We start from the raw sequence: 26,679 nt of genomic DNA, 5'->3' as shown, positions 1-26,679 counted from the left end.
CGCGGACGGCGGAAGGTTGTGCATTGTTGGGGATCGAACGATGCTGACTGACGCTAATGGCGGCCTTGCGGCTGCAGAGGCCTTTTCATCCGACGAGCGCGAAGCCGTCTATCGAGCCATCGAAACGCGCCGGGACGTGCGGGATCAGTTCCTGGCCGAACCCTTGCCTGACGATGTGGTGATGCGCCTGCTCAATGCTGCGCACCGGGCGCCATCGGTGGGTTTCATGCAACCGTGGAATTTCGTCGTGGTCCGGCAGGCCGAAACCCGCGAGCGGGTATGGCAGGCCTTTTCCCGCGCCAACGACGAAGCGGCATTGATGTTCGATGGCGACCGCCAAGCGAAATACCGCTCCCTGAAGCTGGAGGGGATCCGCAAGGCACCCTTGAGCATCTGCGTCACCTGCGACCGCACGCGCGGTGGAGCGGTCGTTCTCGGGCGCACCCATAACCCGCAGATGGATCTCTATTCCACCGTCTGTGCCGTGCAGAACCTCTGGCTTGCGGCGCGCGCCGAAGGCGTTGGTGTCGGCTGGGTCAGTATCTTTCATGAAAATGAGATCAAGGCGATCCTCGGCATTCCCGATCATGTCGTGATCGTCGCCTGGCTTTGCCTCGGATATGTCGATCGCCTTTACCAGGAGCCGGAACTTGCGGTTAAGGGCTGGCGCCAGCGGCTGCCGCTGGAGGAGCTGGTGTTCGAGGAAGGCTGGGGAACCTGCCGAAAGGCAGACGCTGCGATCAGTTGCTCTGAACCGGCTGGTAGCCCGGACCCTTCGGATGGCGAAGGTCGATCGACGTTTCCTCCTGGGGAAGGAACGTCGGCCCGATGACCCGCACCTTGCTCTTGGCGGGATCGTAGGGGCGCTCCTCCGCAGCCGCCTTGGCGGTAGGGGCGGCCGCTTCCTTCTTGCCCTCGATGACGATGATCGACGATTCGCTGTTGCCAGTGTTGCCACTGGAAGCCTTGGGCGTCGTCGCGATCTTTGGAATCTGGCAACCGCAAATGCCCGGCTTGCCGACGCCGCGCGTCCGATAGGCAAAGGCGTTTGGCAGTTCTTTATAGGGGCGTCCCGTCGAGGCGGAGACCATCTGGTCGCTCTCCTCGGTCGCCAGGTCGTGGAAAAATAGTTCTGTTTCGGCACCCGGGCAGCGGGCGCGGCAGGCCTGCTCGTCGCGGGCGAAGTCCACAGGGCTTGCCTCGGACGAGATCGGGAAGAAGGCGCCATCGCAAGTGCGCACGCACATGGTGCGAAGCGTGCCGGAATAGACGCCGCTTTCCGGCGGGTAGGTGCCCATTTCGCCGTCCCGCAGCATTGGTCCGTAGCTTTCGTCCGGCGGCAGATCGCGCAGGATGTTGCGGTACGTTTCCGGCTCGTCCGGGTCGGCGGTCGCAAATTCCTCGCTGCCACCATAGCAACCGTTGATCTCGAGGGCGGCGAGGATGCGCCGGCGCGTATCGTCTCCATCGCCTGACATCAGCTGCTGGCGCTCCGATTTGAGGATGCGCAGATTGTCTTCCATCTCGGCGATCAGACTGTTGATGTCTGTGCAGATATCCGGGTCGCCGCCGTTGAAGACGACGACGCTGCCTGTGCCGCAGCCGGCGCGTCGGCGATCGTTGCGCGCCCGGCGCAATTCGATGTTCTGTCGGGAAATCGCGCTCGCATAATCGCGGGTATCGGCCGTAGTTTCGATGGCGGCGGGCAGTTCGGCGAGCCGAGTGTTCAGGCGGTCGCACACGCTGGAGGCCAGCGCCTGATCGGCAAGAACCAGAAGCAGCGGCAAGGTCGCCGCGGCTAGGGTTTTCATGTTCCGGAACACGGGCGAACGTCCATTCCTGCAACCGCACGGCGCCACCCTTGTTGTCCGGGTTCGGTCGCTGTCGGCACTTCCTGTTTCAGCCCTATCATAAGGCTTGTCGCCGCCGGTGCAACGACAAGCCTCGCATTGCGTTAACAGCTCCGTCCGGTGGGAGGAACGGAAGGAGCGTTAGAGATCAGGCGGCGCGTGCCGTCTCCAGCGACATCGGCCGTTCAAGAACCGTGCCTTCGATCGCCGCTACGGCCTTCATGGCGCTGAGCAGCGACGGCGTCACTTCCCAGGCGACCGCTACGGCATAGACCGAGCCGATCCGGTGCGGGTCAGCGATGCGCTCGCCGGGGCAACCCATGCGGCGGAACATCCGCTCGAGGAAGACATCGGTCACCGTGACGATATGGCTGATGCCGGAGGCCAGCCCGAGTTCGCCGACACCGCACATCAGTTCTGCGGCGGCGACGGTCACCTGGTTGGAGGCGCGGTCCTGAGAAATCTCCGGGTCGATGCAGAAGCGGCTCGATTCCCAGATCGAGGCGCTGCGGATCTCAGGGTTGTCGCCAAGCAGGATCGGGAACGTATCGTCCAGCATGTTGGGGCCGAGCGTCGGCAGCAATCTCAGCGATCCGCGCAGTTTTCCCGTCTCCGGCGAATAGGACAGAATATAGAGCGGATTCGACTTGTCGTAATTGTCGATCTCCCATTCCCCATCGGTCTGCACGTCCCATTTCAGGAAATCGTGGAAGACGCGCTTGCGCAGCTTGAACATCTCGTCGATGGACTGTGGGTGCTGTCCGCGTGTCCTGCCGTTGAGGATCCTGATCATCTTCTTCTCCATCCTTGTTTTGGGGGATGGCGTGATGCTGTCAGTCCTCAGGCAGGGGCGAAACTGTCACTACCGACAGTTCCGGAAACCGTTTTTTCCCACTAAATATAGACGGGGTTTCAGATGAGCGAAGGAGGAGCGTCTTGAGGGTGGGTCAAACCGTCGGGATCAGTGCATGGCGAACGGCCTGGGCCACGGCCTGCGTGTTGGAGACAACATTGAGCTTTCGGCGGGCATTGGTCATGAAGAAACGCACGGTGCGTTCGGAAATGCCGAGAATGGTGGCAATTTCCCAATAGCTCTTGCCGGCCGCCGACCAGGTGAGAACCTCGGTTTCGCGACCTGTGAGGCGCGTATCGCGCGTGTTCAGCCCCCCTGTCATGGCGGCGTTTTCAAGCATGCCGGCATGAAACAGGTTGGCGGCGAGCTGGAAGTCGCGCAAGTGGTTGCGCCGATAGATCGACCACTCCGCGGCCGACATATTGACGTTGATGGCCAGCAAGGCGGTGCGGCCGGCCGGCGAGGGCAGCGGCAGGGCGACGCCTTCACTGGAAAGGCCGATCTCTTCGGCCGTCTTGAACAATGGCTCGCATTCGGGAAAGCGGTGGCGCGCCGTCGTCCATTCGACAGGCCTGACGCCACCGAGCGCCAGCTTGAGGATCGGGTCGATACGGTAGAGCTCCCGCGTCAGATAAAGCTCGGCCGCGTAGGCACCGAACGTGTGGTGCAACCGGCAGATCTTGAGCTCGTCGGCATAGGGCTCAGCTTCAAGATATAGGAGATGAGCGATGCGAAAGGTACGGCGCATCAACGTAAAGAAATGGGCCGGCTCGACACAGCCTCCGCATTCCAGAATTTCCAGCATGTCGAGGACAGCCTGTTGTTCAGTCATGCCACAACACCGATTTTTGCGCTAAACCCCACAATGGTTGGGGGTTCACCTTTTGTCCAGAACCGACAGCCGATTTGCTGTGGATTGTCGACCCTTGCAAACAATGGTTGTTGCCCAGGGTCGCGGCAGCATCACAGGGCCGCCGGGTGCGGCGGCCCTTAAAAACGAGGGCGTCGCTAGCCCGGATGGCTGGCTTCAACGACGGCGAGTGCCGCCATGTTGACGACGCCACGCGAGGTCACGGACGGCGACAGGATGTGCGCCGGCAGTGCTGAGCCGAGCAGGATCGGTCCGACATGCAGGCTGTCCGTCATCGTCTTGACGACGCCAAGCGTGATGTTGGCAGCATCCAGGTTCGGGAAGACCAACAGGTTGGCTTCGCCCGAGAGCGTGCTGTCGGGCATGACGCGCTGACGCAGCACTTCGGAGATGGCCGAATCGCCGTGCATTTCGCCATCGACTTCCAGATCGGGCGCGAGTTCGCGCACAAGCTGAAGCGCCTGGCGCATCTTGGTGGCACTCTCGGAATCGCGCGAGCCGAAGTTCGAATGCGAGACCAGGGCGGCATGTGGCGTGATGCCGAAGCGCCGGATCTCCTGCGCCGCCATGACGGTGGTCTGGGCGATTTCTTCGGCACTCGGGCAGTAGCTGACATAGGTGTCGGTGAAGAACGTGGCGCCACGCTGCGAGATCAGCAGGCTGAGGGCCGAGAAATCGAGCACGCCGTCGCGCTTGCCGATGATCTGCGAGACGTCGCGCAGGTGCTTGCTGTAACGCCCTTCGACACCGCAGATTAGCGCATCGGCTTCGCCGCGCTTGACGGCAAGCGCCCCAATGACGGTGGTGTTGGTGCGGACGATCGTGCGGGCAGCTTCCGGAATGACACCGAGACGGCCGACGAGGGCGAAATAGTCCTCGACGTAGTCGCGGTAGCGCGGGTCGCCCTCGGGGTTGACCACCTCGAAATCGATATCCGGACGAATGCGCAGGCCGTAGCGACGCAGGCGCGTCTCGATGATCTGCGGACGACCGATCAGGATCGGGCGGGCCGTGCCTTCCTCCAGCAGCACCTGGGCGGCGCGCAGCACGCGCTCGTCTTCACCTTCGGCGAAGATCACGCGGTTCTTCTGCGCATTCTTGGCGGCGGCAAAGACCGGCTTCATGATGAAGCCCGAGCGGAAGACGAAGCGGTTCAGCTTGTCGAGATAGGCGTCGTAGTCCTGGATCGGGCGGGTGGCGACGCCGCTTTCCTCGGCAGCCTTGGCAACCGCCGGCGCAATCCGGAGGATCAGGCGTTGGTCGAAGGGCGAGGGGATCAGGTAATCGGGACCGAAGACCGGCGTCTCGCCGGAATAGGCGCGGGCGGCCACGTCGGACGGCTCCTCGCGGGCAAGGCCGGCAATGGCGCGGACCGCCGCCATCTTCATTTCTTCGTTGATCGTGCTTGCGCCGCAGTCGAGCGCACCGCGGAAGATGTGCGGGAAGCAAAGCACGTTGTTGACCTGGTTGGGGAAATCCGAACGGCCGGTGCAGATCATCGCGTCGGGGCGCGCCGCGCGCGCTGCCTCCGGCATGATCTCGGGCGTGGGGTTGGCGAGCGCCATGATCAGTGGCTTTTCGGCCATCTGCACCAGCAGTTCCGGTTTCAGGACTCCAGCGGCGGAAAGACCGAGGAAAACGTCGGCGCCGCCGATACTGTCGGCTAATACCCGGTTGTCGCTTTCCTGCGCGTATACGGACTTCCATTCGTCCATCAGCACTTCGCGGCCCTTGTAGACGAGGCCTTCGAGGTCGTGCACCCAGATGTTTTCGGTCTTGGCGCCAAGCGTGACCAGCAGATTGAGACAGGCGAGCGCTGCGGCACCTGCACCCGAGGTAACGATCTTGGCCTTGGCGATGTCCTTGCCGGCCAGTTCCAGACCGTTGAGGATTGCGGCCGCAACGATGATCGCGGTGCCATGCTGGTCGTCATGGAAGACGGGGATCTGCATCTTTTCGCGCAACTGGCGCTCGACCTCGAAGCATTCCGGCGCCTTGATATCTTCGAGGTTGATGCCGCCGAAGGTCGGCTCGAGCGCCGAGATGACATCGACCATACGCTCGATGCTCGCCGCGTCGATCTCGATGTCGAAGACGTCGATGCCGGCAAATTTCTTGAACAGGACGGCCTTGCCTTCCATGACCGGCTTGGAGGCAAGCGGACCGATATTGCCGAGGCCGAGAACGGCCGTGCCGTTGGAAATGACCGCGACAAGGTTGGCGCGTGCCGTGTAGTCGGCAGCCGTTTCAGGATTGTCGCGGATGGCGATGCAGGGCGCAGCCACACCGGGCGAATAGGCGAGCGCGAGATCGCGCTGGTTGCCGAGCGGCTTGGTGGGCTGAATTTCGAGCTTCCCAGGGCGAGGGTAACGGTGGAAGAAAAGGGCCTGCTGGTCGATGTCGCCGCTGACCGGACCTGTCTGGGATTTCGTTTTGTCGCCCGTGCTCATAGTCTGCATTCCTCTTTTTTGGACGTGGCCTTGTGGCATGAATTGCGAACCGCGTACAGTTTTTGCGCGGTTCTTTTAAGCCGGTGCGACGAAGCGGCCGGCGTCCGTGTCATCTTCCTGAAACACGAGTCTGGTTTTGACGGGCCCCAGAAGGCTCAATCAAGACGAGGCTGGTATGATGGCGGCACCGCAAATCAATTCCGTAAGACACCTCAGGACGTTGTTCATCTCCGACGTCCACCTCGGCTCCAAGGCCGCCAAGACCGACTTTCTTATTGATTTTCTGCGCCATCACGAGGCTGAGACCATCGTTCTCGTCGGCGACATCGTCGATGGCTGGCGGTTGAAGCGTAGCTGGTACTGGCCGCAGAACTGCAACGACGTCGTCCAGAAGCTGCTGCGCAAGGCGCGCAAGGGCACGCGCATCATCTATATCCCCGGCAATCACGACGAGTTCATGCGCGATTTCCCGGGTGTTCACTTCGGCGGCATCGAAGTGGCGCAGCGCCATATGCACAAGGGTGCCGACGGCCGCAACTATCTGGTGCTGCATGGCGACGAATTCGATGTGGTCGTGCGCAATGCGCGCATCCTCGCCTATCTCGGCGACTGGGCCTACGATACGGCGATCGCCATCAATATCGGCCTGGCCGCCGTTCGTCGCCGGCTCGGCATGCCCTATTGGTCGTTCTCTTCCTGGGCGAAGCTGCAGGTGAAGCACGCCGTCAACTTTATCGGTGAGTTCCAGAAGGTGGTTGCCGACGAGGCGCGGCGGCATGATGCGCAGGGCGTGATCTGCGGCCATATCCACCATGCGGTCATCGAGGATATCGGCGACGTGCGCTACATCAACACGGGCGACTGGGTCGAAAGCTGCACGGCGATCGCCGAACACCACGACGGCACCATGGAACTGATCACCTGGCATCAGATGCGCGGCGGCGTCGCAGAGGCCGAGGGAACGGCCGAAGCCGAACGGCTTCTGGCGCACCTGCTGACGCAACGGGCAGCCTGACGGGAACGCCGGCGAGGGCGCAAGCGTCGCTTGTAGTGAAATCTAGGTTATGGCGATCCGGCAGCGGGCTATGCTATTGCTGGCCGATAGCCATCAGGTTCTCCCATGATTCCCTCCCAAGCGCCCGCAACTGTGGGCCCTCCGCCGCGTCATTTTGCGCTTCGCATCGCCTTGCTCTTCTGCGCTCCGTTGATCGTCAACGGTTTCGCAATGCCGTATTTTCCGGTCTGGTTGAGCACGCTTTCCATGAGCGATTTCGAGATCGGCGTCGTGCTGGCGCTGCCGATGTTCGTACGCGTGATCACCGCGCCAATTGCCGGTGTGATCGCCGATCGGCTCGGAGAGCGCACGATCGTTTTGATCTGGTCAGGTTTCCTGTCGCTGGCGACGGCTTTCGTGCTGTTCTACGCCCGGGAGTTCTGGCCGGTTCTGATCATCTATACGCTGCAATCGGCGGTCTATTCGCCCTATGTGCCGATCGTCGAGGCGATCGCGCTTTCCGGCGTCCGGCGCTGGGGTTTCGATTATGCGCAGATGCGGCTTTGGGGTTCCGTCGCCTTCATCGGCGCAACCATGCTCGGCGGCTGGATGATCGGCATCTTCGGTGGCGACATGGTGCTGCCGGCGATGGCGGTCGGTTTCGGCCTGACGATCCTGATGGCCTTTGCGGCGCCAAAGGTCGGCCGACCGCGGCGCCCGTCACCGATCACGGCGCTGACCGAGCCTCCGCCGCAATCGTTGCGCCAGCTCGATCTGCAGCTATTGCTGATCGGCGTGACGCTGGTGAACGCCAGCCACGCCATGCTCTTCGCTTTCTCGGCAATCTACTGGCAGCATATCGGCTATAGCGGCACGGAGATCGGCATCCTCTGGAGTGCCGGCGTTGCTGCTGAAGTGACGATGTTCATCTTCGCCAAGGCGATCATCCGCCGCTTCAGCGTCTGGACGATGATCCTGTCCGGCTGCTCGCTGGCGGTCGTGCGCTGGATCATCTTCCCGATGGATCTCGGCTTTTCCGGCTATTTCGTGCTGCAGTGCTTCCACGCCTTCACCTATGCGATCATGCACACCGGCATGCAGAACAAGCTGGTGGAGCGCGTCGTCGAGGAGCAGGAGGCATCGGCCCAGGGGCTCTATTTCTTCTACACCGGCATTTTCACGGCGATCCTCACCTTCCTGTCCGGCTATCTCTACGCCTGGTACGGGGTGAACGGGTTCTATTCGATGTCGGTCGTCGCCTTTGCCGGCTGCTGCTTTGCCGTTGCCGCCTGGTATCTTCAGCCCCAGAGGCGTGGTTCCGGCGGAAAGACCAGCGAGGCTTCGTAGCGCAGGCCGGGCGTGCGATCGCGTGCCAGAAGCAGGGGCCCGTCGAGATCGACGAAATCCGCGCCCTGCGCCGCCAGGATTGCCGGTGCCATGCCGAGCGAGGTTCCGACCATGCAGCCGACCATCACCTTGAGGCCGAGCGACGTTGCCGCATCGCGCATGCGAAGCGCCTCCGTCAGGCCGCCCGTCTTGTCGAGCTTGATGTTGACGGCGTCATAGCGATCGACCAGGGCCGAGAGGTCGCCGGTCGCGTGCACGCTCTCGTCGGCACACACCGGAACGGGGCGGGCGATCGTGGCCAGGGCCTGATCATGGCCGGCGGCAAGCGGCTGTTCGATCAGGTCGATGCGCTGCTCGGCGCAGATGGCGAAGTGATAGGCGAGGCTGTCGGGCGTCCAGCCTTCATTGGCATCGAGAATGATGCGGCTCTCCGGCGCACCCTCGCGCACGGCGCGGATGCGGGAGGCATCGTCTGATGTGCCGACCTTGATCTTGAGCAGCGCGCGGTGGGCATATTGTGCGGCCTGGTTGCGCATCGCATCGGGCTCGGCAAGCGACAGCGTATAGGCCGTCGTCAATGTGCCAGGTGAGGAGAGACCGGCAAGCTCATGGACAGATTTGCCTTTCTGCTTTGCTTCCAGATCCCACAACGCACAGTCGACCGCATTGCGGGCCGCACCCGGCTTCATCGCCGACTGTAGCTCCGGGCGCGTCAGGCCTTGTTCGATCTGCGGGCATATGGCTTCGATTTCGGCGAGCACCGAGGCAATGGTTTCGTTGTAGCGGCCATAGGGTACGCATTCCCCCCAACCGCTGGTGCCGTCCTTGGTGATTCGGCATGTCACGACGCTTGCCGTGGTCTTCGAACCGCGTGAAATCGTGAATGTGCCCGCAATCGGGAAGTCTTCGGTTGTCGCTTCGAGCACAGTTGACATGAAATCTTCTCCGGCGGGGCCTATCTGGCGCTTAGGTCTTGATGTTACCGGCTTCGTCAGGATGACATCAAGGATGTGAGCCGTTATGACGGAGCAAGCTTTTACGAGCGGTTAGCAAATCGGGATGACAGAGACCAGGTGACGCGTTCCCAGACCAAGATCGTTGCGGATGTCGCGCTCAGTGGAGACGCCGGAGGCTCGGAACGCGCGTATGTCTTTTCAGGCGTCTGGCGGCACGAGACAGCTGAAGCCATGGCCGCCAAGCTCGAACAGCTTGCGCGCAAGGGCAGCAGCGTCAGGCAGTTCGATCTGTCGGGTGTGACGGCTATGGACACGGCCGGCGCCTGGATCATCCGGCGCTTCATGACGCGGCTTGCCGGACCTGAAAAGGACGAGATCCAGTTCGTCGACGGCGGTCAACGCTATGTCGAGCTGATCGGCGCGCTACCGGCGGAACTGCCGGCACCGGAGGACGAAAGCGAACATCTTCCGCTGTTCCAGCGGCTGTTCGCACCGGTCGGCGAGGTGATGATCGCCACTTGGAACGATACCGTCGCGGCGATGTACATTCTCGGCTCGGCGGTTCGCGGTGCCCAGCTCAAGCTCGGGCGGCACAGTGGCGTCTCGCCGGCGGCCATCGTTCACCAGATCGACCGCATGGGCGTCAAGGCCGTGCCGATCATCATGCTGATGTCCTTCCTGATCGGTGCGATCATTGCGCAGCAAGGCGCATTCCAGCTGCGTTATTTCGGCGCCGAAGTCTTCGTCGTCGATCTGGTCGGCATCCTGCAACTGCGCGAAATCGGCGTGCTGCTGACCGCCATCATGATCGCCGGGCGTTCGGGCAGCGCGATCACGGCCGAGATCGGTTCGATGAAGATGCGCGAGGAGGTGGACGCGCTGAAGGTCATGGGCCTCAGCCCCGTCGGCGTCTTGGTGTTTCCGCGCCTCGTGGCGCTGACGATCGCGTTGCCGCTCCTGACCATCATTGCCAACTTCGCAGCACTGACCGGTGCGGCGCTGGTCGCTTGGACCTATTCGGGCATCACCGTTGCGACCTTCCTGTCGCGCCTGCAGGAGGCCGTGGATTTCTCATCGGTTGCGGCAGGCATGATCAAGGCGCCGTTCATGGCGCTGATCATCGGCGTGGTGGCGGCAGTCGAAGGCCTGAAGGTTGGCGGCAGCGCCGAATCGCTTGGCCGCCACGTGACCTCTTCGGTGGTCAAATCGATCTTCGTGGTGATCCTGATCGACGGCCTGTTTGCCATGTTCTACGCAGCGATCGATTTCTGAGGCGGATGGAACGATGAGCACAGCAGCCACGGAAAGACAGCAGGATCCGGCCTACGAACACGAAGCGGTTCTGTCCGTGCGCGACCTGACGGTCGGCTTCGGCTCCCACATCGTGCTCGACAAGCTCAACCTCGAGATTTTTCGCGGCGAAATCCTCGGCTTCGTCGGTGCCTCGGGTACCGGAAAGTCGGTGTTGATGCGCACGGTGCTGCGGCTTCTGGCCAAGCGCTCCGGCACGATCAAGATCCTTGGCGCGGAATACGACAGGATGTCCGAGGTTGACCGGATCGCGCTCGACATGCGTCTCGGCGTGCTTTTTCAGCACGGCGCACTCTTTTCGGCCCTCACGGTGCGTGAAAACATCCAGGTGCCGATGCGCGAATATCTCGACCTGCCGCAGAGCCTGATGGACGAACTGGCGCGCGTGAAGATCGAGCTGGTAGGTCTGGCGCCGGAGGCGGCCGACAAATACCCATCCGAGCTTTCGGGCGGCATGATCAAGCGAGCCGCACTTGCCCGCGCGCTCGCGCTCGACCCCGATCTCGTCTTTCTCGACGAGCCGACATCAGGCCTCGACCCGATCGGCGCGGCCGAGTTCGATGAGTTGATCGCCAAGCTGCGCGACACGCTCGGATTGACCGTGTATATGGTGACTCACGACCTCGACAGCCTGTTTTCGGTTTGCGATCGCATTGCGGTGCTCGGAAACAAGAAGGTTCTGGTCGAGGGGACCGTCGAGGACATGTTGGCCTGTGACGATCCTTGGGTGCAGTCCTATTTCCGGGGCAAACGGGCGCGGTCGATCGTGCGGCACGACGAATAGCGTCAGGAAGCCGGCGGGCGATCCCGGGTGTCTTGGACATCTTCCGGGGTGTCTGAAGCAGAAGAACGGCCGATAGGATGGCCACTGAGGTAGTCGGGACGAATGGAAACTAAAGCGAACTACGCCATTGTCGGCTTCTTCACGGTGTTCGTGATCGCGGCTGCCTTCGGCTTCGTCTACTGGATGTCGCAATACGGCCGCAGCGGCGAGATGGTCGAGCTGGTCGTCAACATTCCGGGTTCCGCCAACGGGCTCTCCGTCGGCTCGCCTGTTCGCTTCAACGGCATTCCCGTCGGCTCGGTGCGCAATCTGGCGATCGACGCCAACGATCCGCGTTACTCGATTGCTGTCACGGAAGTCTCCATCGATGCGCCCGTGCTGAAATCGACCAAGGCGACGCTCGAAGTGCAAGGTTTGACGGGTTCTGCCTATATCGAGCTGAGCGGTGGCAACAAGGGCGATGAGAACATCCTGCGCAGCGCCGTTGAAAATGGTACGCAGGCGCGCATTCTTGCCGACCAGTCGAGCGTCACCAGCTTGCTCGCGACAGCGGACAAGATCATGGACCGCGCCGACGATGCGATCAGCGACATCCAGGGCTTCGTCAAGGACGTGCGCGGCCCCCTGACCAGCACGATCGGCAATGCCGAGAAATTCTCCAAGGCGCTTGCCGACAATTCCGGCGCAATCGACGACTTCCTGAAAAGCGTGACCGAGCTTTCGGCATCGATCAATGCCGCGTCGAAGAAGCTTGATTCGACCCTTGCCTCGGCCGACGTGCTGGTGAAGTCGGTCGATCCGAAAAAGATCGATCATATCGTCAGCAACGTTGAGCAGCTTAGCAATGACCTGAAGGCCGCCTCAGGCGGCGTTTCCGAAACCATTGCAGCGTTCAAGCGCACGGTCGAGACTTATGACCAGTTCGGCAAGAATGCGCAGAAGACGCTCGAGCGCGTCGATACGCTGGTGGCTGCCGTCGACAAGCAGAAGGTCGAACTTGTTGTCAACGACATTTCGGCAGCAAGTGCCGACGCCCGCAGGACGGTCGCCAACATCACGCAGTTTGCCGAGAAGATCACGGCGCGCCAGCAGGACATCGATCGCACGATCACCGACGTGACCCAGATGGCCAGCAAGCTGAATGCTGCCTCCAGCCGCGTCGACAGCATCCTCGTCAAGGTCGATGGGTTCCTCGGCGATGCCGACGCACCGTCGCTTTCGGCCGAGGCGCGCACCACGCTCGAATCGTTCCGCAAGATGGCCGACAACCTCAACGCCCAGATCGGCCCGATTGCAGACAATCTGAAGCGGTTCTCCGGCTCCGGCCTTCGCGATGTCGAGGCACTGGTGACCGATACACGTCGCACCGTGCAGAGCCTCGAGAATACGATTTCGACATTCGACAAGAATCCGCAACGCCTGCTGTTCGGCGGCGAAACAGTCAAGCAATACGATGGTCGCACCCGACGCTGAATCAGGTAAGACAAAGCCGGGTGGGGCCGGCGGGTTGCTTTCATTAAAGAGCGCTCTAAGGTGCTGCGAATTGGACAAGGGTTTGGGCAGTATGAATTTTCCGGGGCTGGTGTGTATGCGTGAGACGGGAGCGAAACGCTCTGCCCTGGTTTTCACGCTGGCTGTCTTGTTGGCCGGGTGCGGCGCCGGTGCTGCCGTCAACGATACATTCAGCCTTTCCGCGTCGCCGGTCGTCGAAGGACGGGCTGCGACCAGCAAGCAGATACTCGTGCCGGAACCGACGGCGCTGAAAGCGCTCGACAGCGACCAGGTCGTCATCCGTCTTTCCGGTTCGGAGCTGCAGTATCTGTCCAAGGCACAATGGAGCGACCGCCTGCCGCGCATGGTGCAGGCAAAGCTGGTTCAGGCGTTCGAGAATACCGGCAAGGTGGCGGGCGTCGGCAAGCCCGGCGAGGGGCTGGCGATCGACTATCAGGTGATCAGCGAGATCCGCTCCTTCGAGATCTCGACCGAAGGCGCCGATACGGCGGTCGTCGAGATCTTTGCAAAGATCGTCAATGACCGGAACGGCACTGTGCGGGCGCAGAAGGCATTCCGCGCCACGGCCGGCGTCAAGGGCACCGGCAACCCGGCCTTCGTCAGGGCCCTCGATCAGGCGTTCGCGACGGTCGCATCCGAGATCGTCGGCTGGACGCTCGGTTCTATCTGAGCCAGTCCTATCTTCCCTCTGCCGCCTCGATGCGGTTGACCACTTCTGCCACCCCCTTCGTCAGTCTTGCGGCTTCTTCGGCGCGGGCGGATTCGGCCTTCGTGGCGACATGCCCCGCAAGCACGATCGTATTTCCCTGGCAGACAACCGTGACGTCGGATGCATCGAGCCCGGGCGTCACCGCAAGGCCATGCGCCACGCGACGTTCCAGCTCGGCGGGGTGATCCCCGGTGCTGCGATCCGGTTCGCTGCCGTGAAATGTGCGCTTCTTGAAGATCATGGTCCGGCCCCCTTCCTCGATGGAAGGACAACGCGGCGCTCGACGATTTGTTCAGCTGTTCCAATCGAAACAGCGCAATCCAGGCTTTCGTGCGATGGCTCGGACATGCGGATCGCACGTCATTCCTGGCCGCAGAATTCGAACGGGGAACCATTCATGCGCCATTCTCTCTTCGCCGTCGCGCTCGCGATGACGACTGTCATTGCTCTCGCCATTCCGGCAAAAGCCGGCAACTACAGCTACGGTTATCGACAGACCTGCGTGGTCAAGACGGTGCAGACCTATGGCGCCTATGGCCGGGTGGTGATCAAGAAGGTGCGCATCTGCAAATGACGTCCGCGCACCTTCGGTTTCGTTCAAAAGGAGCCTCAGAAACGCTCTATCTCTTCATTTCCAAGTATTTCCTGACGGAAACCGCTTCGCACTTTTCCTACAGCGCCGCGCGTCTTATGAGACGCGCAAAGGTCGCTGTAGCACCTTGAGTTGCTGCGTGTTTTTATCCTTAAATCGAATAGGATTTAAGGAAACATGCAGTAGAAATTTTTTAGGGCCAGCGCACGACCGGGGGCAGGGACGAGAGGATCGACTCGACATTGCCGCCGGTCTTCAGGCCGAAGATGGTGCCGCGGTCGTAGAGCAGGTTAAACTCGACATAGCGGCCGCGACGCACGAGCTGCTCGTCGCGATCTTCCTCGGTCCAGGGCGTATTGAAATTGGTGCGCACGATCTTGGGGTAGACAAGCGCGAACGCCTTGCCGACATCACGCGTGAAGGCGAAGTCCGCGTCCCAACCGCCTTGCTCGGCCGGAGACTGAAGCCAATCGTAGAAGATGCCACCGGTCCCGCGCGGCTCGTTGCGGTGCTTCAGGAAGAAGTACTCGTCGCACCACTGCTTGTACCTGGCGTGATCAGCCACCGAGTGACGGTTGCAGGTGATCTCCATCGCGCGGTGGAACAGCTGCGTGTCAGGGTCGGTCATGACGCGGCGGCGGTCGAGCACCGGCGTCAGGTCTGCGCCACCGCCGAACCAGTTGCTGGTGGTGACGACCATGCGGGTGTTCATGTGAACGGCCGGCACATTGGGGTTCACGGGATGCGCGATCAGCGAGATACCCGATGCCCAGAAGCGTGGGTCTTCGCTGGCGCCGGGGATCTGCTCACGGAATTCCGGTGAGAATTCGCCGAAGACGGTCGAGGTGTGTACGCCGACCTTCTCGAAGACGCGACCTTCCATCATCGACATGCGACCGCCGCCGCCTTCGCCGCCGTCCCGGCTCCATTCCTTGCCGACAAAGCGGCCCGGTTCACGGTCGGACAGCGGGCCGGTCAGGTCGTCTTCGACAGCCTCGAAAGCGGCGCAGATCGTATCGCGCAGGCTTTCGAACCAGGCTCTGGCTGCTGCCTTCTTGTCTTCGATATCGGCAGGCAGCCCCTGGGGTAGTTGCGGTCGTTCCATGAAAATTTGTCCTGTTCGCGGCTTTGCGCGCCGGAAAGCCGCCGATTCGTTGATATGGGCCACAGTTCATATTTCCGCCGGATTGGCAACGGCGGAGGGGCCATCGGGCTACTGCATAATTCCTTAAATCAGATTCGATTTAAGGAGAAAATTATGCAGCAAGTCTAAAGCGCTGCAGCGTCCTTTGCGCGTCATATTTGGCGCGCCGCGCTGCAGTCTGCCGCATCGTATGGGCGGTGTAAAACGGACTCGCAATGGCCCGATACTCACACTATCTTTACCTCCAGAGGTATGGCCCATGGCAAGAATACCCGCAGGTCCGCCGCTCGATGGTTTGCGGCGCCAGATCGCCCGGCATCGCCGGGACAATCCGACACGAGGCGATGGCCTTTTCGTGCGTGAAACCTTTCGGCTCGATCGAAGTGCGGCCCGCGCCAAGGCGCGCGAATGGTTCGATACCTGGCCAAAAGCCGCCTATTGGACCGAAGTGGAAAGCTGGCGCCAGCTCGACGGCGACGAGATCGAGTTCACCATGCGCCGCCTGCCGACTGCAGACTGAGGCCTCCTAGGGCTGGCCGTCCTCTTCCGTCGCATCCATCAGCCGAGGGCCGGCGCCTTCCATCGAGAGCACATCGTAGGGGTTGCGCAGCGGACATTCCCTGAGCGACAGACATCCGCAGCCGATACAGCTCGTCAGGTGGTCGCGTAGCGCCATCAGGCTGGCGATGCGCGCATTCAGTTGCTCGTGCCAGCTTTCCGACAGCCGAGCCCAATCCTGCACCGTCAGGGGCCGGTCGTCGGGCAGCACCGTCAGCGCCGCCTGGATTTCCGAAAGCGGAATTCCGGTCCGTTGCGCCACCTTGATCACCGCCACGCGCCTCAGCACGCTTCGGGGATAGCGGCGCTGGTTGCCGCGGCTGCGGTTGCTGCGGATCAGACCCTTGGCCTCATAGAAATGCAAGGTGGAAACGGCGACGCCGCTGCGTTCGGCGACTTCGCCGACGGTCAGTTCGCGTCGCATTTCGCTGTTTCTTACAATCGTCATGGCGGGCTATTGACCTCAACTAATGTTGAGGTTTTATAGCATGAGCTCCATGGAATTCACAACAAGGAGCTGATCCCCATGACAGAGAAAATGACGCTTGCGGTGATCTACGGCAGCGCCCGGCAGGGGCGCTTCTGCGACACGGTCGCCAACTGGCTGATCCGTGAGATCTCGGATTCGAACGTCTTCAATCTCACGGTCATCGATCCGGCACGGCTGAGGGCATCGCGCGGCGTCGGCGCCACGGTCAATCCCGGCGAGTGGCTGGAGCGCAAGGTGGCCGAAGCGGATGCCTTCCTGGTGGTGACGCCGGAATACAATCACGGCTACCCGGCCGCGCTGAAGGAACTGATCGATTCGGTCTACGAGCCGTGGCATGCCAAGCCCGTCGCCTTCGTCTCCTATGGCGGCGCTTCCGGCGGCATCCGCGCCGTCGAGCAGTTGCGCCAAGTCTTTGCCGAGCTGCATGCGGTGACGCTGCGCGACGGCGTCCAGTTTGCCAAAGCCTGGTCGAAGTTCGATGCGGCCGGCAACCTCTACAAGCCCGAGGAGCTGCGTGCGCCGCTGTTCCTGATGATGGATCGGCTCATCTGGTGGGCGCGGACATTGAAGCAGGCCCGCAAGGCGACGCCCTACAACGAGGTTGCCGCCTGAATTTTGGGGCGCTGCCGTTGGCCGCGCCCATCGTCACCCCCCATCGGGAAAGGCAGGGCATTACCATGCGATGTTTTTCAGAGCAGTTGCACTTGCCGGATCGCCTCGCCGGCGATCATCGCAGCAGACATGGCGACGTTGAGCGACCGTTGCCCCTCGGCCATCGGGATGAGGATGCGGCCTTCCGCGCGATCATGCACATGGTCTGGCACACCGGCGCTTTCCCGACCGAACAGCAGGATATCGTCGGGCCTGAATTCAAAGCGGGTATAGGGCTCGGCGGCCTTGGTGGAGGCGAGCACAAGCCTTCGGCCGGTCGGCACCCGCCACGCCTCGAACCGTTCCCAGTTGATGTGGCGGGTGAGGGTGACCGAGGCGATATAGTCCATACCGGCGCGCTTGAGATTGCGGTCGGAAAGGTCGAAGCCCGCCGGCTCGATGACATCGACGGCAAGGCCGAGGCAGGCAGCAAGGCGCAGGATCGTGCCGGTATTGCCGGGAATGTCGGGCTGGTAGAGGGCAATGCGGAGGTCACTCACGTCTGTTCACTTTTCTTGCGACTTGTCTTTTGCGGCGGAGAATTCATGCGCCAGAATCCCCATCATGATGTCGTCGTGCCAGGCGTCGTCGATCAGCGCCGTCTCTCGCTCTCGTCCCTCGACCGAGAAGCCGCATTTGCGGTAGCTGGCGATGGCGCGCTCGTTGAAGGCAAGCACGCGCAGCGAAACACGGTGCAGGCCGAGCGCGCCGAACGCATGCGCCAATACAAGCTTGGTGACGGCAGTGCCAAGCCCTTGGCCGAGCAATTTCGGATTGAAGATGCCGATGGCAAAGGAGGCGCGCCGGTCGACCCGGTTGATATTGTCGAGCCTGACTTCGCCAATTGGCCCGTTGCGATCGATGATCCAGGCAGCTGGATGCTCGACGAGGTGTTGCACCCACGCTTCTGCATCCGCTTGTCCGAAAGCGCGGGCGAAGGTGGCGCTGCCACCGAACATGCGGTGGATCTCGGGATCCCGCCCGAGCGCCAGTCGCGCCTCGACGTCGCCCCCTTCCGGCCGCCTCAGATGGAAACCTTGTCCTTTCAATTCGGGAGGGGGCGTCGATGATGCGTTCATATGCGTCTCCTACCAATGCCGGACGCGCCTGCCATGTGTCGTTTCCGTTTGATTTCGCGGTGTCTAATCTGTGCCGAATGAGCAACATCCGACCGAACGATGAAAAAACAGGCAGGAAAGTGCCTGCGACAATCTGGCATGTCGACGCGATTAGGGGTAGAGAGAACCTCTCTTCAACGCGAACCGACGGAGGCAATGATGACTGTATTGATGTTGACACGCCTTCCAGGAGTGATGGGCCACCGTTTGGCCTGACCGGTTCCGCGACTTATCTTTCAAGAGATCGATGCGCGCTTCCGGAACTCCGGAAGACAAACCGCTATGGCGGGCAGCATTTCCGGACTGAAATTTTCACGATAAAGAATGCGGGGCAAATTCCCGCCTTCCTTCAAAATACTCTGAAGGAGCAAGTCTATGTTTGGCTGGTTTGAATCCCGCCTCAATCCCTATCCGACGGAAGAGCCCGTGCTTCCGCCGAAGAGCCTTTTCGGCTTCTGCTGGCACTATTCCAAGCCCGCAGTTCCGTGGTTGCTCATCATGTCGGTCTGCACCATGCTCATCGCCATCGGCGAAGTGGCGCTGTTCCAGTTTCTCGGAAACATGGTCGACTGGCTGTCGAGTGCCAATCGCGACACCTTCCTGCAGGCGGAAGGTCACCGGCTGATCTGGATGGGCGGCCTGGTTCTGATCGGCCTGCCGCTGCTGGTGGCGATCGATTCGTTCATCATGCACCAGGTGCTGCTCGGCAATTACCCGATGATCGCCCGCTGGCAGATGCACCGCTATCTGCTGCGCCAGAGCATGACGTTCTTCGCCAACGAGTTCGCCGGCCGCGTGGCGACCAAGGTCATGCAGACCTCGCTTGCGGTTCGCGAAACGGTGATGAAGATCCTCGACGTCTTCGTCTATGTCGTCAGCTATTTCGTCACGATGCTGATCGTCGTTGCCGCTGCCGACTGGCGGCTGGTGACGCCGCTCGCCGTCTGGCTGGTGATCTACATCTGCATCGTTACCTATTTCGTGCCGCGGTTGCAGAAGATTTCCAAGGAGCAGGCGGACGCGCGATCGATGATGACGGGCCGTATCGTCGACAGCTACACCAACATCGGCACGGTCAAGCTGTTCTCGCATGCAGGCCGCGAGGAAACGTATGCGCGCGCCGGCATGGACGGCTTCCTCGACACGGTGCATCGCCAGATGCGCAAGGTGACGCTGTTCCACGTGCTGGTCTACGCCAACAACAGCATCGCGCTGTTTGCAATCAGCGCGCTCGGCATTCACCTGTGGCTGACAAGTGCCATCTCGGTCGGCGCGATCGCGATCGCCGTTGGTCTGGCCATGCGCATCAACGGCATGTCGCAATGGATCATGTGGGAAGTCTCGGCGCTGTTCGAGAACATTGGCACTGTCTATGACGGTATCGGCATGATGACCAAGGCGCACGACATCGTCGACGAACCGGATGCCAAGGCGCTGAAGGCGGAAAAGGGTGCGATCACCTACGACAACGTCCGCTTCCACTACGGCAAGGCAAAGGGCGTCATCGATCACCTGTCGCTCGACATCAAGCCGGGCGAGAAGATCGGCCTGGTCGGACGCTCGGGTGCCGGCAAGACGACGCTGATGAACCTGCTATTGCGGTTCTACGACGTGGAGTCAGGCGCAATCCGGATCGACGGCAAGGATATCGCCACCGTCACCCAGGATAGCCTGCGCGCCCAGATTGGCGTCGTCACGCAGGATACCTCGCTGCTGCACCGCTCCATTCGCGACAACATCGCCTATGGACACCCGGAAGCCGACGACGAGGCGATCACCGCGGCTGCGAAGCGGGCGAATGCCTGGGAGTTCATCCAGGCGCTCGAGGACAACCAGGGGCGCAAGGGGCTCGACGCCCAGGTCGGCGAACGGGGCGTCAAGCTCTCCGGCGGCCAGCGCCAGCGTATCGCGATCGCCCGCGTCTTCCTCAAGGACGCGCCGATCCTCGTCCTCGACGAAGCGACATCAGCGCTCGATTCCGAAGTCGAGCAGGCGATCCAGGAGAACCTGTTCGCGCTGATGGCTGGCAAGACGGTGATCGCGATCGCCCACCGCCTGTCGACGCTGACGGAAATGGACCGCCTGGTCATCCTCGAGGCCGGGCGGATCGTCGAAACCGGTTCGCATGCCGAACTCGTGGCCAAGGGCGGCCTTTACGCCGACCTCTGGTCACGCCAGTCGGGCGGCTTCATCGCCGACGATACCGAGAAGGAAGAAGCGGCGGAGTGATCCGCTGTGACCCTGCCGCCCATGCGGGCGGCGGGGTTTTGCCACGTCACCTAACGCATTTGTAATGCGCCCGATGGTGGAAACCGATTGCTGTTGCCGCCGAACCGCCTATATCGGAAACATGCTCAGCGCCATCGTCAGCATCTTTGAGAACTGGATCAAGCCGTTTGCGCCGCGCGAGCGATTGCAGCCGCCGAAATCGCTGTGGGGTTTTGCCTGGTTCTACGCCCGCCAGGCCAAAGGGCCGTTTCTGGCGATGGCTATCCTCGGGGGCCTTGTCGCCATGCTGGAGGCGGGGCTCTTCTACTTCGTCGGACGGCTGGTCGATCTGCTCGACACTGTGAAGCCCGAAGCGGGCTGGAGCGGGCTAATTTCCGCCAACGGGCCAGAGCTTCTGTTCATGTTGCTGACGGTGCTGGTGTTCCGCTTCGTCGCGGTGTCGCTGGCAGCGCTCGTCGAGGAGCAGTCGATCATCACCGGCTTCCTCAATCTCGTGCGCTGGCAAACCTACACCCACGTCGCTCGGCAATCGCTTTCCTTCTTCCAGAACGATTTTTCCGGCCGGATCGTGACGAAAGTCTGGTCCGGCGCGCAGGCGACCAGCGATCTGATCGTCTCGCTGCTGCAGGTCGTCTGGTTCATCGTCATCTATACCGCCTCGACCATGGCGCTCATCGCCCAGCTCGACTGGCGGCTGGCGGCAATGGTCGCGTTCTGGATCGTCCTCTTCCTGGCGCTGGCGCGCTACTTCGTTCCGCGCATCCGCAAGCACGCGCGCGATACGGCTGAAATGGCCTCGATGCTGAACGGGCGGATGGTTGATGCCTATTCGAACATCCAGACATTGAAACTGTTCGGTCGCGACGACGAGAACGACCGCTATATCCGCGCCGGCTTCGATCGCTTCCAGCGGGCGGTGATCCCCTTCACGCGGCTACTGACGGCCGTGCGTGCCTCGCTTGCGCTGCTTTCGGGCATGATGATCGCGGCCATCGCCGTCTATGCCATCCACCTCTGGCTTGGCGGTGCGATCAGTTCGGGTGCGGTTGCCTTCACGCTGGCGCTGGTGCTGCGACTCAACATGCTGCTCGGCCGGATGATGACGCAGTTCAACTCGATCATGCGCAACATCGGCACGATCCAGAATTCGGCCGAGCTCGTCTCCCAGGCGATCGGTCTTGTGGACAAACCGGATGCCAAGGAGTTGTCGGTCAGCGAGCCGGAAATCCGTTTCGAGCATGTGAAGTTCCATTACGGCAAGAGTGCCGGCGTCATCGACGACTTCTCGCTCGTGATCCGTCCAGGCGAAAAGGTCGGGATCGTCGGCCGTTCGGGCGCCGGTAAGTCAACGCTCGTTAACCTGCTGTTGCGCTTCTACGACCTCGAGGGCGGGCGCATCCTGATCGATGGGCAGGACATTTCGACGGTGAAGCAGGAATCGCTGCGCGCACAGGTCGGCATGGTCAGCCAGGACACCTCGCTGCTGCACCGCTCCATCCGGGACAACATCCTTTTCGGCCACCCGGATGCAACCGACAAGCAATTGATCATCGCAGCCGAGAGGGCCGAGGCCTACGAGTTCATTCTCGATCTCCAGGACCAGCGCGGCCGCAGGAGTTTCGATGCCCATGTCGGTGAACGCGGCGTCAAGCTTTCTGGCGGGCAGAGGCAGCGTATCGCGATTGCCCGCGTCATGCTCAAGGATGCGCCGATCCTCGTTCTCGACGAGGCGACGTCGGCGCTCGATTCCGAAGTCGAGGCGGCAATCCAGTCCAATCTCGACCGGCTGATGCAAGGAAAAACGGTGCTTGCTATCGCACACCGATTGTCGACGATCGCCGCTCTCGATCGGCTCGTCGTCATGGATAAGGGCCGGATCGTCGAGGACGGAACCCACGCCGAACTGATCGCTCGGGGCGGTCTTTACGCTGACCTCTGGTCGCGGCAATCCGGCGGCTTTCTGGCACGCGAAGAAGCGGCAGAGTAGGGCGGCCTCGTCGCCTTTTCTCCACCCTTCGAACGGCCGCCGGCCAACTGCAATGACGACCGTCAAGTCCTTGTGCCAATTGGCCGCGCTTTTCCCCGCGACAATCTGCCCACCCACCCTTGTCAAGGCTGGACATAATTTGCGATCAAGCATAGAACGCGCCGGATTGACGGGGAATCTGCGAGCCGTGTGCGCGCAGCACTTTTCGGATTCTGACGCCCGATAACGTGTTTGCAACAGCAAACCGGCTAAGGTGTCAGCACATTGATTGGGCGTGCTTCCTTGACCTAGGTGAAACCGCAAGGGCAGGGATCTCGCTGGGCGGATGCGGTTTCCGCAACATTGCGTGAGAGGATGGTTTAGCCGTGAGCGAACACGACATTTCAAGCGAGACCTCGGGCGAGCCCACTCGCCGCGATTTCCTTTACCTGGCCACCGGCATGGCGGGCGTCGTCGGCGCCGGCGCGGTCGCTTGGCCATTCATCGACCAGATGCGTCCGGATGCTTCGACGCTTGCTCTCGCCTCGATCGAGGTCGATGTGTCGAGCCTGCAGGCCGGCATGTCGCTGACGGCCAAATGGCGCGGCAAGCCGATCTTCATCCGCAACCGCACTGAGAAGGAAGTGGAAGAGGCCAAGGCGGTCGCTCTTGCCGACCTCAAGGATCCGGTTGCGCGCAACGCCAACCTTCCGACCGACGCCGAGGCGAACGATCTCGATCGCTCCGCCGGCGAAGGCAAGGAAAACTGGATCGTGATGATCGGCTCCTGTACCCATCTCGGCTGCGTGCCGCTTGGTCAGGCCGGTGATTTCGGTGGCTGGTTCTGTCCCTGCCATGGTTCCCACTACGATACGGCCGGCCGAATCCGTAAAGGTCCGGCGCCGGAGAACCTCGCCGTGCCGACCTTCTCGTTCGTTTCCGACACAGTTATCAAGATCGGTTGAGGGGACTACTGATAATGAGTGCTGAACATTCAACCTACACGCCAACGACTGGCATTGAGAAATGGGTTGATTCCCGTCTTCCGCTGCCGCGTATGATTCACGACAGCTTCATCAGCTATCCGGTTCCCCGGAACCTGAACTACGCATATACCTTTGGCGCCATGCTTTCCGTGATGCTGATCGTGCAGATCCTGACCGGTATTGTGCTGGCCATGCACTATGCCTCCGACACGACCGTTGCGTTCAACTCGGTCGAAAAGATCATGCGCGACGTCAACCACGGTTGGCTGCTGCGCTACATGCACGCCAACGGCGCATCATTCTTCTTCATCGCCGTCTACCTACACATCGCCCGTGGCCTCTATTACGGCTCGTACAAGGCACCGCGCGAAATCCTCTGGATCCTCGGCGTGGTCATCTACCTCCTGATGATGGCTGCCGGCTTCATGGGCTACGTTCTGCCCTGGGGTCAGATGTCCTTCTGGGGCGCGACCGTTATCACCGGCTTCTTCTCGGCCTTCCCCTTGGTGGGTGAGTGGATCCAGCAGTTCCTGCTTGGCGGCTTTGCCGTTGACCAGCCGACCCTGAACCGCTTCTTCTCGCTGCACTACCTGCTGCCCTTCATGATCGCCGGCGTTGTCGTGCTTCACGTCTGGGCCCTGCACGTCACCGGCCAGACCAACCCGACCGGCGTCGAAGTGAAGTCGAAGACCGATACCGTTCCCTTCACGCCCTACGCGACCTTGAAGGACGCACTCGGCGTCTCCGTGTTCCTGCTGGTCTATGCATGGTTCGTATTCTACCAGCCAAACTTCCTCGGCCATCCGGACAACTACATTCCGGCTGACGCTCTGAAGACGCCTGCCCACATCGTTCCTGAATGGTACTACTTGCCGTTCTACGCGATGCTGCGCGCCATCACCTTCAATGTCGGCCCGATCGACTCCAAGCTCGGTGGCGTTCTGGTGATGTTCGGCTCGATCATCATCCTGTTCTTCCTGCCATGGCTGGATACCTCGAAGGTGCGTTCGGCTGTCTACCGTCCCTGGTACAAGCTGTTCTTCTGGATCTTCGTGGTCAACGCCATCCTGCTCGGCTGGCTGGGTTCGCGCCCTGCGGAAGGCCTGTACGTTGTCATGTCGCAGATCGGCACTCTGTACTACTTCGGTTTCTTCCTCGTCATCATGCCGGTCCTCGGCCTGATCGAAACGCCGAAGCGCATTCCGAATTCCATCACCGAGGCGGTGCTTGAGAAGAAGAATGCGAAGGCACAGCCGGCCACCGCACGTGCCTGATCAGAACAGCGATTGATAAGGAACCCACAACAATGAAAAAGCTTGTAACAGGCATTCTGTCACTTGCTGTCGTCGCTGGCCTCGGTCTCGGAGCTGCTGTCGCTGAAGAGGCGGCAGGTGGCGCGGAGCATGGCGGCGGCACGCCCCACTATCCGATCCACAAGCCTGAGCAGCAGGACTGGTCGTTTGCCGGCCCGTTCGGCAACTACGACAAGGGTCAGCTGCAGCGTGGCCTGAAGATCTACACCGAAGTCTGTTCGGCCTGCCACTCGATGAATCTGGTGGCATTCCGTACGCTCGAAGGCCTCGGCTATTCCGACGCACAGGTGAAGGCCTTCGCCGCGAACTACGAAGTTCAGGACGGCCCGAACGCTGACGGCGAAATGTACACCCGCAAGGCCGTGCCTGCGGATCACTTCCCGTCGCCGTACCCGAACAAGGAAGCAGCTGCTGCTTCCAACAACGGGGCTGCACCGCCGGACTTCTCGCTGATCGCCAAGGCGCGCGGCATCGAACGCGGCTTCCCGCAGTTCGTCTTCGATATGTTCTGGCCTTACCAGGAAGGTGGCCCGGATTATATCCACGCGCTGCTGACCGGTTACCATGAGCCGCCGGAAGGCGTTCAGGTCGCCGAAGGCACGCACTACAACCCTTACTTCGCCAACGCTTCTGCGCTGGCGATGGCCCAGCCGATCTCCAACGATCAGGTTACCTACGAGGATGGCACGCCGCAGACGGTGGACCAGTATGCCAAGGACGTTTCGGCCTTCCTGATGTGGGCAGCCGAGCCGCACCTGGAAGACCGCAAGCGCACCGGCTTCATGGTCATGGTGTTCCTGCTGATCTTCACCGGTCTCGTCTACCTGACCAAGAAGTCGGTTTACGCCAACAAGGAACATTGATCGCAGACTGGCTTCGCCAGCTTGATCGAAACCTTAGAAAGGCCCCGGTTTGTCCGGGGCCTTTTGTTTTGCGCGGTGTTGTTTTCGTTCGACGGTGCGAAATGCGCATGAGGTGGCTCTGCCTGGACGGGAAAGAGCAACCTGGTGTCAATGCGGTGATGGGGTATCCGAGCCTTGTCTCGTGTTGTCGAACCGTGGCGCGATTGGTTGCGTCGGACCAGTGGGTCGGATCGCTGCTACTTCCCGAAATAAGCGCCTTTGGGGGTATGTGCCGGCTGCCGCCGGAATGCACTCAAACGCGCTGATGCAACGCAATGCCGCGTAGCTACTATGGTGGTGGCCGCCAGGTCGTTCTCGTCATGAGGAGTGAACCGCGACATCTGTCGCGTCGGGCTAATGCCAGATGCATGAGATGCTCGCGGCAGCTTCCGCAGGAGATAGTTAAGGTGTGGATACATACCGCTGCGGAACCTGGCAGGGCGTCCGCCTGGGCCTGGGCAGAATTTTAGAATGCTAGGCATGTCTGCTGTCTTCTGGTCAGCGTTTGCTGATCATGCGACGAACATGCCCGGGCTTTTCCAAGCTCGAACCGCGCCTTTCTCGATTGTGGTCGACGGTGCGGCAAACGCCGTTCTCCTGCACTCCGGCCCACACCGCCAAGATTGGCTGCGGGATACTCTTGTGGACAATGGCGTCGGCCAGCCGACGCTATGAAAGGGTCATCCGTTGGGTGCTTGGTACTCCGCCACCTCGGCAGCATCGGCGGTGATGTAGTACGGCAGTTTGCCGTAGGTAGCCGCCGGTAAGCTGCCCACGTTGGCGCGCAACGCGCGTGGAGTAACTCTGCCATTCAAATGGGACTAGTGAAGCGGCTTCCGCTCCTGGGGCGTGCTTGCGCCGTAACATTGGCGATGCCGCGCATCCTTGAACTTAGGGCACTGTGCCGCCGCCAACGGCACTGTGCTGGCACCGACGCGCCACTTTTCAATGTCGATCCTCGGCGCCCGACGGCACCGGGTGGTTGGGGAAGATCGGCGGTGATGATGCGGCAGGGATTTTGGGTTCGACAGTGTGGTATCCGGATACAATGCGGTATCTGGGTAAGGCACACAACGACCGTCATCGCGCCGTG

At 61.4% G+C, this 26,679-nt stretch carries 26 protein-coding genes; 16 read left to right on the top strand and 10 right to left on the bottom strand.

The genetic code is table 11. From position 1 onward, the window contains the following. Window positions 1-40: 40 nt before the first annotated feature. Window positions 41-832, top strand: coding sequence for a 5,6-dimethylbenzimidazole synthase (gene bluB, locus ASD00_RS39045; RefSeq protein ID WP_057214315.1), 792 nt, complete (start codon window positions 41-43; stop codon window positions 830-832). On the opposite strand, the gene ASD00_RS20925 is transcribed toward bluB, so the two are convergent. The 4 genes from ASD00_RS20925 to ASD00_RS20910 all read right to left on the bottom strand — a co-directional run bounded on the left by ASD00_RS20925 (window position 741) and on the right by ASD00_RS20910 (window position 6,024). Further along, window positions 741-1,811 carry a DUF2865 domain-containing protein gene (locus ASD00_RS20925; protein WP_025427218.1) on the bottom strand — a complete coding sequence of 357 codons (1,071 nt, stop codon included), beginning with the start codon at window positions 1,809-1,811 and terminating at the stop codon, window positions 741-743. The genes bluB and ASD00_RS20925 overlap by 92 nt on opposite strands. A gap of 187 nt (window positions 1,812-1,998) precedes the next feature. Further along, window positions 1,999-2,643 carry an acyl-homoserine-lactone synthase gene (locus ASD00_RS20920; RefSeq protein WP_025427217.1) on the bottom strand — a complete coding sequence of 215 codons (645 nt, stop codon included), beginning with the start codon at window positions 2,641-2,643 and terminating at the stop codon, window positions 1,999-2,001. Window positions 2,644-2,797: 154 nt separating this feature from the next. Beyond that, entirely contained in the window at window positions 2,798-3,535 is a 738-nt protein-coding gene (locus tag ASD00_RS20915; RefSeq protein ID WP_025427216.1) for a LuxR family transcriptional regulator, read from the bottom strand. Between the two features lie 176 nt (window positions 3,536-3,711). Next, window positions 3,712-6,024 (bottom strand): NADP-dependent malic enzyme, encoded by a 2,313-nt coding sequence (locus ASD00_RS20910; RefSeq protein ID WP_025427215.1) that lies wholly within the window; start codon window positions 6,022-6,024, stop codon window positions 3,712-3,714. Between the two features lie 175 nt (window positions 6,025-6,199). Between ASD00_RS20910 and ASD00_RS20905 the strand changes: the two genes are divergently transcribed. Both ASD00_RS20905 and ASD00_RS20900 read left to right on the top strand, forming a co-directional pair. Then, window positions 6,200-7,039, top strand: a complete 840-nt coding sequence (locus ASD00_RS20905) for a UDP-2,3-diacylglucosamine diphosphatase (RefSeq protein WP_025427214.1) — start codon at window positions 6,200-6,202, stop codon at window positions 7,037-7,039. A 105-nt stretch (window positions 7,040-7,144) separates the two neighbouring features. Next, entirely contained in the window at window positions 7,145-8,365 is a 1,221-nt protein-coding gene (locus ASD00_RS20900) for an MFS transporter (RefSeq protein ID WP_025427213.1), read from the top strand. Here ASD00_RS20900 and dgcA read toward each other — a convergent pair. Then, window positions 8,317-9,300: an N-acetyl-D-Glu racemase DgcA gene (dgcA, locus tag ASD00_RS20895; protein WP_025427212.1), complete on the bottom strand. Its 984-nt coding sequence runs from the start codon at window positions 9,298-9,300 to the stop codon at window positions 8,317-8,319. The genes ASD00_RS20900 and dgcA overlap by 49 nt on opposite strands. A 138-nt stretch (window positions 9,301-9,438) precedes the next feature. Here dgcA and ASD00_RS20890 point away from each other — a divergent pair, with 138 nt between their 5' ends. From ASD00_RS20890 to ASD00_RS20875, 4 genes are all read left to right on the top strand, one after another. Next, window positions 9,439-10,593, top strand: coding sequence for an MlaE family lipid ABC transporter permease subunit (locus ASD00_RS20890; RefSeq protein WP_025427211.1), 1,155 nt, complete (start codon window positions 9,439-9,441; stop codon window positions 10,591-10,593). Window positions 10,594-10,606: 13 nt separating this feature from the next. Continuing rightward, window positions 10,607-11,416 (top strand): ABC transporter ATP-binding protein, encoded by an 810-nt coding sequence (locus ASD00_RS20885; protein ID WP_057208693.1) that lies wholly within the window; start codon window positions 10,607-10,609, stop codon window positions 11,414-11,416. A gap of 102 nt (window positions 11,417-11,518) precedes the next feature. Beyond that, complete coding sequence (locus ASD00_RS20880) at window positions 11,519-12,889, top strand: MlaD family protein (protein WP_025427209.1); 1,371 nt, start codon at window positions 11,519-11,521, stop codon at window positions 12,887-12,889. 91 nt (window positions 12,890-12,980) lie between these two features. Further along, window positions 12,981-13,598: an ABC-type transport auxiliary lipoprotein family protein gene (locus ASD00_RS20875; protein WP_025427208.1), complete on the top strand. Its 618-nt coding sequence runs from the start codon at window positions 12,981-12,983 to the stop codon at window positions 13,596-13,598. Between the two features lie 7 nt (window positions 13,599-13,605). On the opposite strand, the gene ASD00_RS20870 is transcribed toward ASD00_RS20875, so the two are convergent. Next, window positions 13,606-13,878: a BON domain-containing protein gene (locus ASD00_RS20870; RefSeq protein ID WP_025427207.1), complete on the bottom strand. Its 273-nt coding sequence runs from the start codon at window positions 13,876-13,878 to the stop codon at window positions 13,606-13,608. A 156-nt stretch (window positions 13,879-14,034) separates the two neighbouring features. Between ASD00_RS20870 and ASD00_RS20865 the strand changes: the two genes are divergently transcribed. Next, window positions 14,035-14,211: a hypothetical protein gene (locus ASD00_RS20865; protein ID WP_156407975.1), complete on the top strand. Its 177-nt coding sequence runs from the start codon at window positions 14,035-14,037 to the stop codon at window positions 14,209-14,211. A 211-nt stretch (window positions 14,212-14,422) separates the two neighbouring features. Here the strand turns inward: ASD00_RS20865 and hemF are convergent, their stop codons facing one another. Next, window positions 14,423-15,334, bottom strand: a complete 912-nt coding sequence (hemF, locus tag ASD00_RS20860) for an oxygen-dependent coproporphyrinogen oxidase (RefSeq protein WP_025427205.1) — start codon at window positions 15,332-15,334, stop codon at window positions 14,423-14,425. 298 nt (window positions 15,335-15,632) lie between these two features. Here hemF and ASD00_RS20855 point away from each other — a divergent pair, with 298 nt between their 5' ends. After that, window positions 15,633-15,893, top strand: a complete 261-nt coding sequence (locus ASD00_RS20855) for a hypothetical protein (protein ID WP_025427204.1) — start codon at window positions 15,633-15,635, stop codon at window positions 15,891-15,893. 6 nt (window positions 15,894-15,899) lie between these two features. Here ASD00_RS20855 and soxR read toward each other — a convergent pair whose 3' ends face one another. Next, a complete protein-coding gene (gene soxR, locus ASD00_RS20850; protein WP_025427203.1) occupies window positions 15,900-16,379 on the bottom strand; it encodes a redox-sensitive transcriptional activator SoxR in 480 nt (159 codons plus the stop codon). A gap of 78 nt (window positions 16,380-16,457) precedes the next feature. Between soxR and ASD00_RS20845 the strand changes: the two genes are divergently transcribed. Continuing rightward, window positions 16,458-17,033: an NADPH-dependent FMN reductase gene (locus ASD00_RS20845; RefSeq protein WP_025427202.1), complete on the top strand. Its 576-nt coding sequence runs from the start codon at window positions 16,458-16,460 to the stop codon at window positions 17,031-17,033. A gap of 77 nt (window positions 17,034-17,110) precedes the next feature. Here ASD00_RS20845 and ASD00_RS20840 read toward each other — a convergent pair whose 3' ends face one another. Continuing rightward, window positions 17,111-17,572, bottom strand: a complete 462-nt coding sequence (locus ASD00_RS20840; RefSeq protein WP_057208691.1) for a tRNA (cytidine(34)-2'-O)-methyltransferase — start codon at window positions 17,570-17,572, stop codon at window positions 17,111-17,113. Between the two features lie 6 nt (window positions 17,573-17,578). After that, window positions 17,579-18,151, bottom strand: a complete 573-nt coding sequence (locus ASD00_RS20835; RefSeq protein WP_057208689.1) for a GNAT family protein — start codon at window positions 18,149-18,151, stop codon at window positions 17,579-17,581. On the opposite strand from ASD00_RS20835, the gene ASD00_RS40245 reads away from it, so the two are divergent. The 6 genes from ASD00_RS40245 to ASD00_RS20810 all read left to right on the top strand — a co-directional run bounded on the left by ASD00_RS40245 (window position 18,139) and on the right by ASD00_RS20810 (window position 25,547). Next, window positions 18,139-18,582 (top strand): hypothetical protein, encoded by a 444-nt coding sequence (locus ASD00_RS40245; protein WP_144239149.1) that lies wholly within the window; start codon window positions 18,139-18,141, stop codon window positions 18,580-18,582. The genes ASD00_RS20835 and ASD00_RS40245 overlap by 13 nt on opposite strands. Continuing rightward, window positions 18,566-20,419: an ABC transporter ATP-binding protein gene (locus ASD00_RS20830; RefSeq protein WP_025427199.1), complete on the top strand. Its 1,854-nt coding sequence runs from the start codon at window positions 18,566-18,568 to the stop codon at window positions 20,417-20,419. The genes ASD00_RS40245 and ASD00_RS20830 overlap by 17 nt, the downstream gene beginning before the upstream one ends. A 121-nt stretch (window positions 20,420-20,540) precedes the next feature. After that, window positions 20,541-22,406, top strand: coding sequence for an ABC transporter ATP-binding protein (locus tag ASD00_RS20825; protein ID WP_038576142.1), 1,866 nt, complete (start codon window positions 20,541-20,543; stop codon window positions 22,404-22,406). A 365-nt stretch (window positions 22,407-22,771) separates the two neighbouring features. Continuing rightward, window positions 22,772-23,350, top strand: a complete 579-nt coding sequence (petA, locus tag ASD00_RS20820) for a ubiquinol-cytochrome c reductase iron-sulfur subunit (RefSeq protein ID WP_025427197.1) — start codon at window positions 22,772-22,774, stop codon at window positions 23,348-23,350. 14 nt (window positions 23,351-23,364) lie between these two features. Next, on the top strand, window positions 23,365-24,645 hold the full coding sequence (locus ASD00_RS20815) for a cytochrome b/b6 (protein WP_025427196.1): 1,281 nt from the start codon (window positions 23,365-23,367) through the stop codon (window positions 24,643-24,645). Between the two features lie 32 nt (window positions 24,646-24,677). Beyond that, window positions 24,678-25,547: a cytochrome c1 gene (locus ASD00_RS20810; protein WP_025427195.1), complete on the top strand. Its 870-nt coding sequence runs from the start codon at window positions 24,678-24,680 to the stop codon at window positions 25,545-25,547. Window positions 25,548-26,679: the final 1,132 nt, after the last annotated feature.

The sequence above is a fragment of the Ensifer sp. Root31 genome (assembly GCF_001424825.1).
Classification (GTDB): domain Bacteria; phylum Pseudomonadota; class Alphaproteobacteria; order Rhizobiales; family Rhizobiaceae; genus Ensifer; species Ensifer canadensis.
The sequence above is the reverse complement of the archived record's forward strand: the minus strand, read 5'-3'. Positions and strand labels throughout refer to the sequence as shown.